The 18,123-nt window shown below is 33.5% G+C and carries 15 protein-coding genes; 11 read left to right on the forward strand and 4 right to left on the reverse strand.

Translation table 11 applies throughout. The features are described 5' to 3' along the window. Positions 1-31: 31 nt before the first annotated feature. The gene (locus EV196_RS01820) at positions 32-766 is read right to left on the reverse strand and encodes a tetratricopeptide repeat protein (RefSeq protein WP_132214292.1); all 735 of its coding nucleotides are present in this window, start codon (positions 764-766) and stop codon (positions 32-34) included. Positions 767-771: 5 nt separating this feature from the next. Further along, positions 772-1,353 (reverse strand): RNA polymerase sigma factor, encoded by a 582-nt coding sequence (locus EV196_RS01825; protein ID WP_132214294.1) that lies wholly within the window; start codon positions 1,351-1,353, stop codon positions 772-774. A gap of 136 nt (positions 1,354-1,489) precedes the next feature. Here EV196_RS01825 and EV196_RS01830 point away from each other — a divergent pair, with 136 nt between their 5' ends. The 6 genes from EV196_RS01830 (at position 1,490) to EV196_RS01855 (ending at position 8,924) form a co-directional block, all read left to right on the forward strand. Beyond that, positions 1,490-1,927, forward strand: coding sequence for a hypothetical protein (locus tag EV196_RS01830; protein WP_132214296.1), 438 nt, complete (start codon positions 1,490-1,492; stop codon positions 1,925-1,927). 79 nt (positions 1,928-2,006) lie between these two features. Continuing rightward, positions 2,007-2,981: a hypothetical protein gene (locus EV196_RS01835; protein WP_132214298.1), complete on the forward strand. Its 975-nt coding sequence runs from the start codon at positions 2,007-2,009 to the stop codon at positions 2,979-2,981. 288 nt (positions 2,982-3,269) lie between these two features. Then, complete coding sequence (locus EV196_RS01840; protein WP_132214300.1) at positions 3,270-5,222, forward strand: PKD domain-containing protein; 1,953 nt, start codon at positions 3,270-3,272, stop codon at positions 5,220-5,222. A gap of 31 nt (positions 5,223-5,253) precedes the next feature. Then, the gene (locus EV196_RS01845; RefSeq protein ID WP_132214302.1) at positions 5,254-7,836 is read left to right on the forward strand and encodes a CHAT domain-containing protein; all 2,583 of its coding nucleotides are present in this window, start codon (positions 5,254-5,256) and stop codon (positions 7,834-7,836) included. Then, complete coding sequence (locus EV196_RS01850; protein ID WP_132214304.1) at positions 7,802-8,245, forward strand: retropepsin-like aspartic protease family protein; 444 nt, start codon at positions 7,802-7,804, stop codon at positions 8,243-8,245. The genes EV196_RS01845 and EV196_RS01850 overlap by 35 nt, the downstream gene beginning before the upstream one ends. A 49-nt stretch (positions 8,246-8,294) precedes the next feature. Next, positions 8,295-8,924: a response regulator transcription factor gene (locus tag EV196_RS01855; protein WP_132214306.1), complete on the forward strand. Its 630-nt coding sequence runs from the start codon at positions 8,295-8,297 to the stop codon at positions 8,922-8,924. A gap of 476 nt (positions 8,925-9,400) precedes the next feature. Here the strand turns inward: EV196_RS01855 and odhB are convergent, their stop codons facing one another. Together odhB and EV196_RS01865 are read right to left on the reverse strand one after the other, a co-directional pair. Continuing rightward, complete coding sequence (odhB, locus tag EV196_RS01860) at positions 9,401-10,615, reverse strand: 2-oxoglutarate dehydrogenase complex dihydrolipoyllysine-residue succinyltransferase (protein WP_132214308.1); 1,215 nt, start codon at positions 10,613-10,615, stop codon at positions 9,401-9,403. Between the two features lie 46 nt (positions 10,616-10,661). Beyond that, positions 10,662-13,403 (reverse strand): 2-oxoglutarate dehydrogenase E1 component, encoded by a 2,742-nt coding sequence (locus tag EV196_RS01865; RefSeq protein WP_132214310.1) that lies wholly within the window; start codon positions 13,401-13,403, stop codon positions 10,662-10,664. A gap of 170 nt (positions 13,404-13,573) precedes the next feature. Between EV196_RS01865 and EV196_RS01870 the strand changes: the two genes are divergently transcribed. The 5 genes from EV196_RS01870 (at position 13,574) to EV196_RS01890 (ending at position 18,117) form a co-directional block, all read left to right on the forward strand. Beyond that, positions 13,574-14,104: an alpha-ketoglutarate decarboxylase gene (locus tag EV196_RS01870; protein ID WP_132214312.1), complete on the forward strand. Its 531-nt coding sequence runs from the start codon at positions 13,574-13,576 to the stop codon at positions 14,102-14,104. A gap of 162 nt (positions 14,105-14,266) precedes the next feature. Then, positions 14,267-14,764, forward strand: a complete 498-nt coding sequence (locus EV196_RS01875; RefSeq protein ID WP_132214314.1) for a c-type cytochrome — start codon at positions 14,267-14,269, stop codon at positions 14,762-14,764. A gap of 52 nt (positions 14,765-14,816) precedes the next feature. Continuing rightward, positions 14,817-15,386 (forward strand): fasciclin domain-containing protein, encoded by a 570-nt coding sequence (locus EV196_RS01880; protein WP_132214316.1) that lies wholly within the window; start codon positions 14,817-14,819, stop codon positions 15,384-15,386. Between the two features lie 26 nt (positions 15,387-15,412). Continuing rightward, complete coding sequence (gene nosZ, locus EV196_RS01885; RefSeq protein ID WP_132214318.1) at positions 15,413-17,371, forward strand: Sec-dependent nitrous-oxide reductase; 1,959 nt, start codon at positions 15,413-15,415, stop codon at positions 17,369-17,371. A gap of 125 nt (positions 17,372-17,496) precedes the next feature. Beyond that, positions 17,497-18,117, forward strand: coding sequence for a hypothetical protein (locus EV196_RS01890; protein WP_132214320.1), 621 nt, complete (start codon positions 17,497-17,499; stop codon positions 18,115-18,117). Positions 18,118-18,123: the final 6 nt, after the last annotated feature.

Here is an 18,123-nt window from a genome sequence, read left to right on the forward strand (position 1 = left end):
TCTGTGAGGCCTAACACACTTTATGAATGATTTAATCTAATTTCTTAATTAATTTTTGTGCTGCATTATAGTCTTCAGCTTCTTCTGGAATGGTTTTTAATATTTCCACGCAATCATCATATTCTTTTTGTTTTAGTTTACTTAAAGCTAAATACCAAATTGCTTTATTTTTATATGCCGATTGCCCTTTGCTTAAGGCAATTAATAAGCTTTCAGCAGTATCAAATTTGTTTAATTCCAAACTGGAAATGGCTCTATAAAATTGTAATTCGGCATTATCTTTATCTATAAGCATTAAACTTTTAAAAGCTTCATCTGCCTTAGTGAAATCTTTTGTGTTAAAAGCATTTTCAGCCGTGTTTAATAAAGCATCTTGCTCGCCTCGTACAGTTAAACTAATAGCATTATGATTTGCAAAATCTTCATAAACAGGACTTGAAAAGGTATTAAATAAAGTGATGCCAATTAATAACAATACACTCGCCGCTGCCACAAATTGCCATGGTTTAAAACTGATTACTTTTATTGGTGCATCTTGCTTTTCAAAATAGGTTTTTGAAATGTTTTTTAAATTATTTTGAAACGCTGTTGAAGTTGCTTCATTTTGAAATTTATGCTCCAAAAATGATGACAATTCTTTATAGGTATTAAAACTTTCATTGAATTTTGAGTCTGTTTTCAATCGAGTTTCAAAAGCGTCTTTTTCTGTTTCAGAAAGTTCATCTAAAAGGTAATTTTCAAATAATATATAATCTTGATCGTCCATAGTGGTTAATTATTAAGTAGGTTAAACTTAGGTGATGCTTGAACCAGCTCTGTTAATTTACCAATACATAAAGATTTCTTTTTTCTTGCATAAGCGTAAGTAACACCTAAACTTTCGGCTACTTCTTCCATCGATTTTATTTTAAAGGTTGCCGTTAACAAATCTTTACAAGCGGTTCCTAGTTTATTGAACATTTCTGTAAATAAGGCTTGTTTTTCGCCAAACAGATCCGTTTCAAAAGCTAGTTCTTGAGCGTCGTCACCTTTAGATAAAAGTTCCTCTTTAATTGTTACCTCTTTATTAGATGTTTTTTTTAGGGCGTTTAACCATTTGCGTTTACATAATAAAAAGAAATAGGCATCAAACGGACAGGTTAGTTCCAGTTTTTTTTCGCTTGCTTGATTATATATAGTTATTAAGGTGTCTTGTATAATGTCTTGCGCTTGGTCGCTATCGCCGCTATTCTGCCTAATGTAATTAATAACCTTGGGCGCAAACTTATCATAAATGGCTTGTATAATAAAGGAGTTGTTTTGCAGCAATCCTTCTATATATTTTTGGTCTTCATGTATTTTTTTTTCGCTCATTAACCCTTGTATTTATAGCTAATTTAAAAAAACTTTAAAATAAAAGGGTAACAATTTTTAAATGGTTTTGATATAAGGGTGTAACATCAAAAATTACGAATCAAATATTTTAATTAATCCATAAAAATTAGAAAACATGAAAAATTCAATTTTAATTATCGCAACAGTAGCTTTTTCAATATTAAATATAAATGCTACAAATGAAAACAAGACCCTTAACACTTCAACAGAAGTTGTAACATTAACAAAAGAAAACATCGCTCAAGTATTTGATTGGAAAGTTGAAACCGACAAAGGCATCTACTCAGGAACTTCTCTTTCTCTTGAAAACGCAGAAAAAATGATGGCTTTATCAAGTTCTGGTGAAATTGTATTAGGAAGCGAAATTAAAAGTTACTTGGTTTTAAAATCTGAAATAAACAGTAATAGAAATTATTTCTGGGAAGTTGAAACTGAAACTGGTTCTGCAAAAGGATATGCATCTTCCGAAGATTATGCTCATAAAATGATTGCTTTAGTAGCTTCGGGTGATGCTGTTGTTTCAAAAATAATCATCAGTCAACCACAACAATAAAAATAATTGCCAAAACAGGGTAACAAAACAGTTGCCCTGTTTATATAATAATGAATAAACAATTAAAAACCCAATAATCATGAAAAATTTAAAACACATTTTAGGAACACTTTTATTAGCAGCTATAACATTTACAAGCTGTACAGAAAATGATAACAACGATTTAATTATTCCAGCAACCGCTGAAGAATTTAACAACTTAAAAGAAGAGGCTTTAGCAGCTATTACACAAAATTTTCAGTTTAATGCTGAAGATGGCTCGGTAAGTTTCACTTCCGAGAATGGCATAGAAATTAGTATTAATGGTAACTGCCTTACAAAAAATGGAAACGCTGTAACAGGTAATGTAAAATTAGAATTTGTTGAAATTTTTAACAAAGGCACCATGCTTGCCACCAATAAACCTACTATGGGATTCATGCCAAATGGCGATAAAGCTTTATTGATTTCTGGTGGTGAATTTTTTGTAGAAGCGACTCAAAATGGTATTGCCTTAGATACCAATTGCGGATTTCAACTTATCATTCCAGCAAATTTAACTGGCGGTACAGATAACGCTATGATTCTTTGGAATGGTATTATTGATGAAGATGGCGATTTAGCTTGGGCAGAAAACAAACGCGATGGTACCAATGGCCAAGGTGGTGTTTTTGGAGAAGGAGGAAATTACTATGCTTTTATGGGAAGTTTCGGGTGGAGCAACGTTGATAGATTTTACAGCGATCCAAGACCAAAAACAACCATTTTAGCTGCTGTACCAGAAGGGTTTGATAATACGAATGCTGCCGTATATCTTTCATACGATGGCGAAGCATCGGGACTTGCCCAATTGGATACTCACGATCCTTTAACCAGCTTATTTAGTGAGCATTACGGACAAATTCCAATAGGATTAGAGTGCCATGTTATTTTTGTATCAGAAGAAGACGGTAACTGGAAATACGCCATAAAAGCGGTAACTATTACTGCAAACGGAGTGATTACATTTACAGAAGGCGAAACTTCTATAGCCACAGAAGCGCAACTTACAAGCATCATAAATGGTTTGCCATAAATAATCTACACAAATAATTATCTACTTAGTATTGGATTGCTCAATTTCTTAACCTACTTCTTAAAAACCAGTGACATTTGTTTCTGGTTTTTTCGTTGTATTGGGTAACAAAAATCCATTTCAGTTGATATCATTGTATGAAGAAAAATGCCGCCATAGTACTTTTAATAGCTTTCATCCTGTTTATTTTATGGGCGAACCTCATCATGATAGCGACTCATTTTCTTATGTTATAAAATAAGTGGTCACTTTTTGTATATTTATGAACAACTAAACTGAACATCTATAATGAAGAAATACATCATCATCATATTATTTTTTGTGAGTATAGTTCCCGTTTCAGCTCAAAAGTTGATTAACGATACCATTACACGCACCGCAACCATAAAAACAAACATCACAGGTAATACGGTTCTTTTTACGCCAGAAACCCCTGAATTAATTCAAATAGCTGGTGCGCCGAAAGCTTTTTTTACCCATTTCTGGGAATTTGGCGATGGTAATTACAGTACAGAACCAACACCAAAACATATTTATAAAAAAACAGGCGACTACGAAGTGAAGCTTTGGGCAACCAATAATTACGATAACGGAAAACCGCCAACTACCAGACCTAAAAAAATTGCTATTAGCGATATATCTGAAACACCAAACGATATAGCTTCCATGGATGAAGATTTCATTTTGAAACGCAATAGAGAACCCGTTCCCGAAGAAGAAATGGTACTTGTAATGAGTTATAAAAACCAAAAAGAATATACCACTAACGGAAAACTTTACCTGTTTTACAACGAACATCAATACAAAGCAAATAATTTTGAGCTTTTAGAAACCCGAACGTATCATAATGAAAAAAACATACATACTGAAGGCTTCGCTTTTACTAGAAACATCGATGATGATGGTACGCTTTTAGCATCATCAAATACCGATTTTATTGAAACTAAAACCGTTTTACAAGATTCTACCGAAAAAACCAATTTACCCTTAACCATTGCAAACTCTAAAGCATTCTATAAAAATTGGAGCCTTTTAGAATTCAATGATTTGAAACCTAAAGAAGAACGTAACATTTTTATCAGTTTAAAAACCACGCCCGAAATGCTTAAAGATACCAGTGCCATTATTTCGGTTCGTGGTATTTATGTGCCCGATGCCAATTACGACAACCATAAAGTAAAAGATATGGAAATGGAAATCGTTACCTCACACGATCCTAATAAAATGTCATCAAATGGCACGTTTATGAATTACCGGTTGGTACGTTTTAAAACCTTAAAATATAAAATCAAATTTCAGAATAATGGTGAAGGGCCTGCAAGAACCATTCGTTTGGAAAGCGATATTCCGGATATGTTGGACAAATCGACTCTGAAAATTTTAGAAATGTATCCTAAATGTGATATTTGTCCCAAACGCGATGTTATTTATAGTTGTCTAGATACCACCTTCACCAAAACACAAGCTATTTTCACTTTTAAGAATATTTATCTTCCAGGAAGTGAGCAAAAAAACGTGAAAGAATACGATTCCACTAAAGGCTTCGTAAAGTACAGCATCAAATTCGCTAAGGATTTTCATAAGCAAAAAACAAAAAGTAGAACCGCTATTATTTTTGATAAAAACGACCCTATTATTACCAATTATTCCACCACGCGCTTTTTACCCGGAATTTCTATTGGTGCCAAAGTGGGCGTTAACTCGTTTTCAGATTTAAATAATTCTGAAAGTTACTTTTTCGGCGCTACACTTTCACCTTACAAATCGTATCGTTTGTATTGGCAAGTGGAATTGATGAATAATTTTCACAATTACAACGCCAGCACAAATGTTATTGAAGAGTTTGTTGAAGATGCCCAAGGACTTCGGGTTTTTCAGCGTACCACAAGCAGCAATTCTTTTGAAAATATAGATTGGGACGTGCCTGTTTTATTGCGTTATAACCTAAATAATTATATTGGCTTAGGCGCTGGTTTACAAAACACCATTTCACTCAGCGAAAAACAAGAACAATCGGTATTAATTGAACAATTTGAAGGTGATACAACAGATGGTCCTGTTATTAGTTCTAAAGAAGACACCATTAATACATCCAACTCTTTCACCAATCTAAGAACCGGTTTGTTATTTGAAGCTACGGCAGGTTTTGCCAGAATTGGCCCAAGTTTTGGTGCACGCTATATTATGAATTTTGAAAATAACTTTAATTATTGGCAATTTTACGCTATTTGGAAATTCTAAGAACCTAAGGTTCTTTTGGTAGCTCACTCTTATGAAAAAACTTTGCTTTCTTTTCTTTTTAATCTGCGGAATTTCTTTTTCTCAAAATCTGGAAGAAGCAATTTATACTGCGGCTGAAAGCTTTATTTCAAATAAAAATGAAAATTCGTTTCAGCTTTTAAAAAAACAAGAAGCACTATTTAAAACTCAAGCAAAAACCAAGGATGAGCAACTCGCTTTGGTGTTTTTACAATGCCATAAAGCGTACTATTTAGATGAACATTCCAAATTAAAAGACGCTATTTCTTCTTACGAAGATGCTTTAAATCGTTTCAAAAACAACGAACTTTCTAAACTTTCCAATTTTGATATTATTGAAAGTTGCCTAAAACCTTTAGGTAATTTATACACCAAAACAGGCGATTATACCAACGCCGTTAGTACCATAAACCAATATATTTTTTTAGCTGAAAAAAGCAAAAACACCAAGCATCAAATAAGCGGTGCTATTAATTTGGCGAAGTTGTACCAAACCATTGGAAAACACGAAACGGTTTTAAAAATTGTGGACGATGCTTTTAAACTTTCAAATAGCAGTACCAATCAAAAAACATTATTACAAAGTATCAAAGCCTCTAGTTTAATCGCTTTAAATAAGTATAACGAAGCTGCACTTTTAAATAATTCAACTTCAAAATTTGAAAACTTTAAAAATAATTACATTGTAGATTTTCAAAAAAACAATTATGAAAACGCTTTAACCTCTCTTAAAAAAGCAAAAGAATGCCTTAGTGAAGCGAATTTATCTACAAGAGAATTAGCTAAGTTTTATGTTGAAGAAGCGCAACTTCAATTCATTTTAAAAAATCAAAATGTCGCTTTAAAAAGTTTACAAAAGGCAATAAAATTATTAATACCCGATTTTAAAAGTAACGGTTTACCAACTAAAAACGATTTATATGCCGAAAACACTTTTATTGATATTTTCGATTTATACGCCACTATTGAAACCAATTCAAAAAACGCCTTGGAATGCTACAATTTAAGCTTCCATGTTTCCGAATTATTACAAGAAAACTGGACTTCCCAAGAAAACAAAACTCGAAATCAATCTGATAATCGCATTAGAAGTGAAAAGTGTATTGATATTGTTTATTACAACTACCAAAAAACTAAAAACAAAGCACTTTTGTTTGAAGCATTTCAATTTTCTGAAACTAATAAAGCATCCATTTTAAAGTCCATCAATCAGAAAAAAAAGCGTTTACAACAACATCCTAACGACCCTTTATTGGTTAAAGAATTCAGCTTGATAAAAGCCCAAGAACATTATACCAACTTACTCATAAAAGAACAACTTGGCAACAATCAAGCATCAAAATTAAATGCTTTAAGTGAACAATTAACGTCCATAAGTCTTCAATTAAAATCTCTAAAACCTAATATTGAAAAGAAATATCCTGAAAATAAAAACTTCTATACTCTAGAAACTATTCAGAAAAAATTAAAAAAAGACAAAGCGGTTTTGGTGGAGTATTTCTATGGAAAAAACAGCGTGTATCAATTTATTATTTCTGAAAAAGACATGACTCTTCAACGTTTCGAATTAAGCAATGAAACCAAACAAAACATCATCAATTTTATTCATTTATTTGATGATGGATCCATTATAAATAATAATATAAACAATTATACAAACCAAGCATTTAGCATTTATAATTTACTGAAATTAAACACCATCTCACCTTATAAAAACGTGGTGATAATACCTGATGGTTTATTGAATTTCATACCTTTTGAAGCGCTTTTATCATCAAAAACTAGAACAACTTCGTTCGAGAAGATGCCTTTCCTTATTAAAAATCAAACGATTGTTTATAATTCTAACGCACAGTTTTATCTAACGGAACATGTTACAAATAACAACAATCAGTTACTAGGTTTTTTCCCTGTGTTTGAAAATACAAACCAAAAGCTCACCTATTCCATTGATGAAGCCCAAGCTATTGAAGAAAATATACCTTCAAAGATTTTTATGAATGCCGAAGCTTCAAAAAAAAACTTCATTAAAAATGCTTCAAAGTATGGTATTTTACATTTATCTACCCATGCCAGCGCGGGCAATTCTGTAACTCCTGCAAACCTGTCGTTTTACGATGATACGATGTTTTTAAACGAATTATATAGTTTAGATATAAACCCCAATTTGGTAGTTTTAAGTGCTTGCGAAACAGGCATTGGGGTTCTCTATAAAGGTGAAGGTGCTATGAGTATGGCGAGAGGTTTTCAATACGCTGGTACGGAAAATCTGCTTTTCACCTTGTGGCAAATAAACGATTTATCTACTTCACAAATTATGCAATCGTTTTATAAAAACTATAGTGATTCACAATCGGCATTTTTTGCAAACCATCAATCAAAAATTGATTATTTAGAAAATAAATCCATTAGCAATGCAAAAAAATCACCTTATTATTGGAGTTCCTTTGTGTATTACGGTAAACTTGAACCTCCAAAATCAAATTATACATTATTTTATATAATTTTTAGCATAGCAATAAGTTTGATTGTGTTATTTTTATTTCTGAAACACAGAAAACATGACAGAAACACTTCAAGAATTTCTTCTAAATAAAGGCTATATTCGGGTAAAATTACGCCTAACCAAAACCAATCATTTTGAAATGAAAGCGACTCTAAACGGTGTAAAAGGGCGTTTTATTTTAGATACTGGCGCATCAAATTCCTGTGTTGGTTTTGAAGCTGTAGACCAATTCAATCTGAAGGTAAAAGATTCTAATATTATGGCAGCTGGAGCGGGCGCTATTAATATGGAAACAAAAATGTCGAAAAAAAATAAGGTGAAGATTGGCAAGTGGGAAAATAGTAAAATTGTTTTGGTGCTTTTTAATCTTTCCCATGTGAATACAGCTTTGATAAATCATAAATCAAAACCGGTTGATGGTATTATTGGTGCCGATATTTTAAAAAAATCGAACGCTGTTATAGATTATGAAACGAAATACTTATACCTAAAACTGTAATATTCATTATATTTACCTTAATTAATAGCAATTTAACTCCCTAAAGTTAATGAGTACTTCTATTGTAATAGCTGACGACCATCCGCTGATGTTGCGTGGTCTTACCGATTTTTTAACATCCAAAGGTTTTAATATCGTGGGAAGTGCTGCCGATGGTAATACAGCTTATAATCTTATTGTAAAATTAAAACCGGAAATTGCGATTCTTGATATTAGAATGCCGCATAAAACGGGATTAGAAATAGCTGAAGCTTGCACAAAAAACAACTTACCAACTAAAGTTATTCTAATAACCTTTGATAAAGAGGAAGAAATATACGAACAGGCGAAAGAATTCAACGTATACGGTTATATTTTAAAAGAGTTTGCTATTGAAGAAATTGAAATTTGTATTAATCATGTGATTAATAATGAACGCTATTTTAGTGAAGAAATCGCATTCTATTTAAACCACAACACAAACAACAAACCTGCTGATTTAGAAAACCTTACGAAATCTGAATTAAAAATAGTACAACTTATTTCTGAAAATAAAACCAGTTTAGAAATTGCCAAAGAACTTTCAATTTCGGTCCGAACGGTAGATAAACACCGAAGTAATATTGTAAATAAGTTAGGTTTGGATAATAAACCCACATCACTTTCCATTTGGGCAAATGTAAATAAACATCATTTTTAAAAAATACGTAGAAGTGCGTATTTTTTTTATGCTTTATATCCCTTATCTTTACAGTGCTATTAATTAGTTCTTAGGGAGAATTATAGGAAGGCTTCAGACGTAATGTTTGAAGCCTTCTGAATTTTATAAATCTTTGTAAAACTAAATATACGTACAAGTGCGTATTTTTTTTTAGTTATTTAAAAAGTACTTTTACCATGCTATTAATTATTTAAGAGGAGAATCTATAACACAGAGAATCTGCTATCTAACATGCAGAGGCTTTTTATTTAAGTTGTTGAAGATCCAAAAAAATATAAACTATGGAGAAAGATAATAGTTGTCTAAATAAATATTTTATTATTGGATTAATTACATTAGTTGTAATTGTAATTTCAATAAACGTCATCTATTGCTTAACCTAACTTTTTTTTAAATGGAAAAAGGGCTAACATACAAACTATGCTAGCCCTTTTTTGTTATAGATAAACGTGCTATTAAAGCTCTAAAGCTTTTTTAACATCATTGTTCATTAATAGCTCTGTAGGATTTTCTAAAGCTTCTTTAACAGCTACTAAAAACCCAACACTTTCCTTTCCATCAATAATTCTATGGTCGTAAGATAAAGCAACGTACATAATTGGTCGAATTTCAACTTTTCCATTAACTGCAACTGGACGTTCAACAATATTATGCATTCCTAAAATACCGCTTTGTGGTGGGTTAATAATGGGCGTAGATAACATACTGCCAAAAACACCACCATTAGTAATTGTAAAAGTACCACCCGTCATTTCATCAACGGTTATTTGTCCGTCTCTTGCACGAAGCGCTAATCGTTTCACCTCAGCTTCAACACCTCTAAAACTTAGGTTTTCAGCATTTCTAATTACAGGCACCATTAATCCTTTTGGTCCAGAAACGGCAATACTAATATCACAAAAATCGTAAGTTATCATTTCTTTCTCATCCATCATCGAATTTACGGCTGGATACATTTTTAATGCTCTTACCACCGCCAATGTAAAGAAACTCATAAAGCCCAAACCAACGTTGTGTTTGGTTTTAAATGTCTCTTTATAGTCATCTCTTAAAGCAAAAATTGGTGACATATCTACTTCGTTAAACGTAGTTAACATGGCTGTTGTGTTTTTCACCTCCACTAAACGCTCTGCTACTTTACGACGTAACATAGACATTTTACTTCTTGAGCTACCACGACTTGCACCAGTTGGTGTTCCCATAGAAGGTACCGCACTAACAGCATCCTCTTTAGTTACACGTCCATCTTTTCCGGTTCCAGAAATGGATGAAGCATCCATATTTTTTTCAGCTAAAATCTTTTTAGCCGCAGGACTTGCTGTTCCTGTAGCATAGGTTTTAGTTTCTGCTACAGCAGGTTTTGGTGCTTCAGCCTTAGGGGCTTCTTCTTTCTTTTCAGCTTTTGGAGCTTCAGTTGTTCCTTCAGGTTTTGCTGCACTCGTATCAATTAAGCATACAACAGCACCTACGGCTACGGCATCCCCTTCTTCAGCTTTCAGGGTAATGATACCGCTTGCTTCCGCTGGAAGTTCTAAAGTTGCTTTATCACTGTCAACTTCTGCTATAGCTTGATCTTTTTCAACATAATCGCCATCTTGAACTAACCAAGTTGCTATTTCAACCTCTTTTATAGACTCGCCTGGTGAAGGCACTTTCATTTCTAAAATCATTGTTTTGTTTTTATTTTTTTATGAGTTTTTGCTCAATTATGTTTAATTATGAAATATCAAATACTTGATCGATAACGCTTTGTTGTCTTCTTTTATCTCTGGTGCTTGAACCTGGTGCAGGTACAGAACTGTATGGTCTCGAATTAAGTTCTATTTTAATAAAATCCAATCGCTGTAATATATAGCTCCAAGCACCCATATTTTTTGGTTCTTCTTGTGCCCAAACATATTTTTTTGCATTCGGATACTTAGCTATAACTTGTTTTATTTTTTCTTCATGAAGCGGAAATAACTGTTCTACTCTAATAAGTGCAACGGTTGAATTCTCTAGTTTTTCGCGTTGCGCTAATAAATCATAATAGAATTTACCTGTACAGAACACTAATTTAGTAACATTTTCTGGGTTTAAAGTATCGTCTATAACTTCTTGGAATTCACTCGTAGCCAATTCATTTAATGATGACACTGCTTTTGGATGGCGCAATAAACTTTTTGGAGTGAAAACAATTAATGGTTTTCTAAAATCGCGTTTCATTTGACGACGCAATAAGTGGAAAAAGTTTGCAGGCGTTGTACAATCGGCAACAATCATATTGTCATTAGCACATAATTGTAAATAACGTTCCATTCTTGCAGATGAATGTTCTGATCCTTGACCTTCATAGCCATGAGGTAATAATACCACAATACCATTTTGAGACTTCCATTTATCTTCGGCTGCCGATAAATATTGGTCGAAAATAATTTGAGCACCATTACTAAAATCTCCAAATTGAGCTTCCCAGATAGTTAACGTATTTGGGTTGGCCATGGCATATCCATAATCGAAACCTAACACCCCATATTCTGATAACGATGAATTATAAATATCCATTTTACCTTTATTCCGTGGGTTGATGTTTAGCAAATTAATTCGCTCTTCAGAAATTTCATCACGTAAAATAGCATGACGGTGGCTAAATGTACCACGTTCCACATCTTGACCAGAAATACGGATGTTAAAACCTTCTTCAAGCAAACTTCCATAAGCTAAGGTTTCAGCCATACCCCAATCAAGCGTATCGCTTTCAAAAACCATAGTGGCTCTACCATCTAAAATTCGTTCCGCTTTGCGTACAAACTTGACACCCTCTGGAACTGTTGAAACTATTTTCGCAATACCTTCTAAATTGTTTTTAGGGTACGATGTGTTTTCGGTTTTGAGCATAGCTTCTAGCCCTTTACGACTAAAACCTTTCCAACGCTCTTCCATAAACTCTCTTACCTTAGATGATTTTTCTTCTTTAGATTTTTCGTAGGCTGTTTCTAAAACGTTTTTAAACTCTTCTGTAATGCCATCAGCATATGCTTGGTCAATTGTTTTTTCTGCAATTAATTTATCTGTATAAATTTGAAACGGATTTTTATGTTTCGCAATTTGTTTATATAGCTTAGGCTGTGTAAAACGAGGTTCATCACCTTCATTATGCCCATATTTTCTATACCCTAATAAATCGATGTATACATCTTTTTTATAACGCATTCTGTAAGCCAAAGCTAGTTCTACAGCATGCACAACAGCTTCAGCATCATCGGCATTAACGTGTAAAACAGGGGATAATGTTACTTTAGCAACATCGGTACAATAGGTGCTTGAACGTGCATCTAAATAGTTGGTTGTAAACCCAATTTGGTTATTTACCACAATGTGAAGCGTTCCTCCCGTTTTATAGCCGTTAAGCAGGCTCATTTGTGCCACTTCATACACGATACCTTGACCTGCAATAGCAGCATCACCATGTACAATAATTGGTAAAATTTTAGAGTCATCACCACCATAATCATTGTCAATCTTAGCTCTTGTAATACCTTCGGCCACCGATGCAACAGTTTCTAAATGAGATGGATTTGGCACCAAATTCATTTTAATGGTTTTTCCATTTTGGTAGGTTTTATCCAAGGTTAAACCTAAATGGTATTTTACGTCGCCATCAATATCTAAATCTTCAAAATCTTTACCATCAAACTCGCTAAAAAGTTCGTGAACCGGTTTTCTAAAAATATTAACCAAGGTGCTTAAACGACCCCTGTGCGCCATTCCCAACACACATTCTTTTACACCATATTTTTCAGATGATATATATAATGTATTGCTTAATGCAGGAATAAGCGACTCGCCTCCTTCTAAAGAAAATCGTTTTTGACCAACATACTTTGTCTGCAAAAAATTCTCGAAAGTAACCGCTTGATTTAATTTAGAAAGAATATATTTTTTAGAGTCTTCGCTAAAATTAGGATGATTATCATTCACATTTAATTGACCTTGCCACCATCCAATAACTTCAGGATTACGCAAATACATATATTCAACCCCTATAGAACTACAATATATTTTATTTAAGTGGACTAAAATCTCTCGTAATGTTTGAGGTCCAATACCTAAAACTTCGCCAGCATTAAAAACAGTATCGAAATCGTTTGCGCTGAGACCGAAATTTTCGATAGCTAAAGTAGGTTCGTAACTTCTGCGCTCGCGAACAGGATTTGTTTTAGTGAACAAATGCCCACGCATTCTATAGCCATCAATAAGTTTCACCACTTGAAACTCTTTTTGAAGGGATTCTGGCATTTGAGCTATGGCATGTTCAACAACATCTGGTTGTAAACTACTTTCTTCACTACCAAAATCATAACCTTGAAAAAAGGCTCTCCAACTTGGTTCTACAGAATCTGGATTTTGTAAATACTGGTCATATAAATCGGCAAAATACGATGTATGCGCTGCGTTTAAAAAGGAAAATTTATCCATTATATTTTTTAATACACTATGGTTTATCAATCTCCCAATATTTATTGGGACGACAAAAATACAATTTTTAGAAAAACTAGCGGATTCTTTAACTATATTTATAAGCTAAATATAGCCATTTCATTAATAAGTTAATTTTTTATGTTAATTTTTTAAAGATTTCTAATTTTATGAAGACATTTCCTTTAATCATTAAAATTTCAATCGTTTTTTTTGCGATAAATTTCAGTTATCTAAATACTTTAAATGCTCAAGAAAACAAATCTGATTTTTGGAATCAAGTACGTTTTGGAGGTGGTATTGGTTTAAGTTTTGGTGATAATTTTTTTAGTGCCACCTTAGCTCCTAGTGCCATTTACGAATTTAACAATCAAGTTGCTTTAGGATTTGGCTTAAACGGGACTTACAATAAACAAAAAGACTTTTACAAATCAACTATTTTAGGAGGCAGCCTTATTGGTTTATTTAATCCTGTTGATCAAATACAACTTTCGGCTGAATTTGAAGAACTTCATGTAAACAGACGATTTGACAATAATTTAAATTTAGAAAACGACACATACTGGTCTCCAGCCTTATATGTAGGTGCAGGTTACCGAAACGGCCATGTTACTTTTGGTGTTAGGTACGACCTGTTATATGATGAAAACAAAAGCATTTACGCCAATGCTTGGGCACCTTTTGTAAGGTTTTATTTTTAATTTTTTCCACAATTATTCATCCCAAATTTTAAAACAAAATAAAATTAAATATAAAAAGGATAAAAATGTCCTAAATATGATTTTTGTCATATAATTTTGCCAATAAAGGTTTTATCTTCGCATGAATATTTTTAACTTTACATGAATATTTAATTAAAACTTATGAAAAAAGCACTAAATTATTTAACTGTATTATCTGTATCATTACTTATAAGTTGTGGTGGTAAAGAAGATAAGAAAAAGGAAAATTTTTCTTATGAAAAACCAGCAGTCACAGAAGAAGCTGCTCCAAAGGAAGAAACGGTATCTGCTTCAAAAAGAGTAGACCTAACAAACAAAGGCGTTGGCCCTGTAAAAGAACTCGTATTGCCTGCTGAAATTGATCAAGCTATGGCAACTCATGGTGAAGAAATTTATACTAAAATGTGTACCGCTTGCCACAGACCTGATAAAAAATTCATTGGACCTGCACCTAAAGGAATTCTTGAACGCAGAACTCCAGAATGGGTTATGAATATGATTTTAGATCCTGAAGGTATGATTAAAAACGATCCATTAGCTAAAGAATTGCTTGTTGAGTTTAATGGTGCGCCCATGGCAAATCAACACCTTACTGAAGCTGAAGCAAGAGCTGTTTTAGAGTACTTTAGAACCTTATAATAGGAGATTAACCAACTTCTATCCGTACTAAAAACTAAATAAACTTAAATAAATGAAAACCAACTTAAACTATTTATTTACTGTTTTACTTGTTGTGCTGTTCTTTAATTGTAAGAACAATAAAGAACAGCAACAGGTAGAGCCTTCGAACACCACCGTTGAAACTGCAACTGACAAAAGACAAGGTCAAGCTTTTATTGAAGATGATGGTTCTGCACCAAACGTACTGCAAATTGCCATTGGTTCCAAAGACCACACAACGCTTGTTGCCGCGGTACAAGCCGCCAATTTAGAAAACGCTCTTGTAAATGCGGGTCCCTTAATGGTTTTTGCTCCTACAAATGAAGCTTTTGCAGCTTTACCAGAAGGAACAGTAGAAAACTTACTTAAACCAGAAAACAAAGACGCATTAGCCAATATTTTAAAACACCACGTAACGCCTGGAAACTACTCTAAAGATTTTTTGAAAAAATTCAAAAAATTAGGGCAAGCCAACAACCAAAGCGTAACTGTTGAAGTTAAAGGCGATGATGTATTTATTGGAGGTGCAAAAATAATTGCAAGTGTACCTGCGGGAAATGGTATTGTACATATAGTTGATAAAGTAATTTTACCAAACTAAAATTTTAAAACGTTAACGTATTTCTTATGAAAAATATTTTTAAATTATCTATTGGATTTTTAATGGCAGCTGTAGCTTTTACAAGTTGCAATGATCAAAAATCTGGACAATCTGGGGCACTAAGGTCCAGTAATGCTGAAAAAGTATATGTAGCTCCTGGCGAACACGATTCGCATTACGCATTCATTTCTGGAGGCTACAGTGGTAACCTTACCGTTTACGGCTTACCCTCTGGACGCATGTTTAAAGAGATTCCAGTATTTTCTCAATTCCCAACAAATGGATATGGGTATTCTGAAGAAACCAAACCTATGCTAGAAACCTCGTATGGTTTTATACCTTGGGACGATTCACATCACCCAGACATTTCGCAAACTAACGGTAAGTTAGATGGCCGATGGATTTTTATTAATGGAAACAATACACCTCGTATCGCTAGAATTAGTTTAACTTCTTTTGAAACTGAAGAGATTATCGAGGTACCTAATAGTGCTGGAAACCACAGTTCTTCTTTCATTACAGAAAACACAGAATATGTAGTGGCAGGAACCCGTTTTTCTGTGCCAATTCCTCAAAGAGACATGGCTATTAAAGAATACAAAGGGAACTTTAAAGGTGCATTATCTTTCATCTCGGTTGATCCAGAACATGGACACATGGATATTAAATTCCAAGTACTAATGCCTGGTTTTAACTACGATTTATCACATCCTGGACGTGGAAAATCTCATGGTTGGTTCTTCTTTACCACTTATAATACGGAAGAAGCTAATACGCTATTAGAGGTTAATGCATCTCAAAACGATAAAGATTTTATTGCTGCCATCAACTGGAAAAAAATTGAAGAGTATGTAAATAATGGTGGTGGTACCATGATGCCTGCAAATTATGCGCACAATGTATATGACGAAGCTACGCACAACGCTACATCAACTATGAAAAAAGAAGTGCGCGTGGTTAATCCAGCAGAAGTTCCTGGAGCTGTTTATTTATTGCCAACACCAAAATCTCCTCATGGTTGCGACGTAGATCCAACTGGAGAATACATTGTAGGTAATGGTAAATTATCAGCCAATTTAACCGTACATTCATTTACTAAAATGCTAGACGCTATCGAAAACAAAAAATTTGATGGTGATGCTTACGGAATTCCTATTTTAAAATTTGAAGATGTTTTAGCTGGCTCGGTAGAACAACCAGGTTTAGGCCCCTTACATACCGAATTTGACGGAAAAGGAAATGCTTATACTACATTCTTTATTTCTTCAGAAGTTGTAAAATGGAAATTAGGAACTTGGGAAGTTATCGATAGAAAACCAACTTACTATTCTGTTGGTCACTTAACAATTCCTGGAGGAAACTCAAGAGAACCTTTTGGTAAATACATGTTCGCCATGAACAAAATTACCAAAGACCGTTATTTACCAACAGGCCCAGAAATGGAACATTCTGCACAACTCTATGATATTTCTGGCGATAAAATGGAATTAATTTTAGATTTCCCAACGCATGGCGAACCTCATTATGCGGCAGCTATTCCAGCAGAAATCATTAAAAATAATTCAAGAAAAATCTATAGACTAGCTGAAAACCAACATGCTAAAAAAGCAACTAGCGATGCAGATACTAAAGTGGTTCGTGACGGTAAAAACGTGCATGTTTATATGACCATGATACGTAGTCACTTCTCGCCAGATAATATTGAAGGTGTTAAGGTAGGAGATAAAGTTTTCTTCCATATTACCAACCTAGAACAAGATTTTGATGTACCTCACGGTTTTGCCATGATTGGCGCCAATAATGCCGAGTTATTAGTTACTCCTGGTCAAACCAGAACGTTAACTTGGGAACCAAAACAAGTAGGTGTATGGCCTTTCTACTGTACAGATTTCTGTTCTGCATTACACCAAGAAATGCAAGGCTATGTTCGTGTATCGCCAGCAAATTCCAATATAGAATTATCTTGGGGCTTAGGCGAAGAATAAATTAAAGCATAGGAAAATTTTGTTTTAGTGTTTATTTTCCTATTAAGGCGAGAGCTGAAGTTTCGCTCTCGCCTTTTTTTTTTAAAATCACTATCAACTAAATGGCTAATTAGATAATAAAAATTATGAAAAAGGCTGGAATTATAATGGTAATAGGGTCCTTATTGTTATTAGGGCTTTTCAAATTTCCTTTATGGAATATTATGCTTGGCGCACCACAATATCCCGATCCATTAGGTATGGATATTTATATTAATGGCATTCAAGGTGTAAAAGAATTCGATCTTCAAAATATAGATGGATTAAACCACTATATTGGGATGAAAACCATACCGAAACCAGAAGAAATGTGGGAGTTCTCAGTATTTCCTAAGGTTATTTTGGGAATGTCCATTTTAGGTGCTATTATTGGATTATTGGTTTTTTTCAAAAAAATAAGTTATACATCTATATTAGCTTGGTTTATTTTAATGTCTTTTTTAGGTATCTTAGGCATGTACGATTTTAATAATTGGTTAATCGACTATGGAAGCAATTTAGATCCACATGCCATTATAAAGGTTACTAACCCAGATGGCACGCCTATGTCTTACAAACCACCATTATTAGGATTTCAAAAATTATTGAATTTTGATGTTAAATCCTTGCCACATATTGGCGGTTATTTAATGTTTGTTGGTATGGCTCTAACGCTTGTAGCCTTTTGGATTGGCAGAAAAGCAAGTGTAAGAAAAACAACTCAATAGCTTAAA

Source organism: Mariniflexile fucanivorans (assembly GCF_004341235.1).
Taxonomy (GTDB): Bacteria; Bacteroidota; Bacteroidia; order Flavobacteriales; family Flavobacteriaceae; genus Mariniflexile; species Mariniflexile fucanivorans.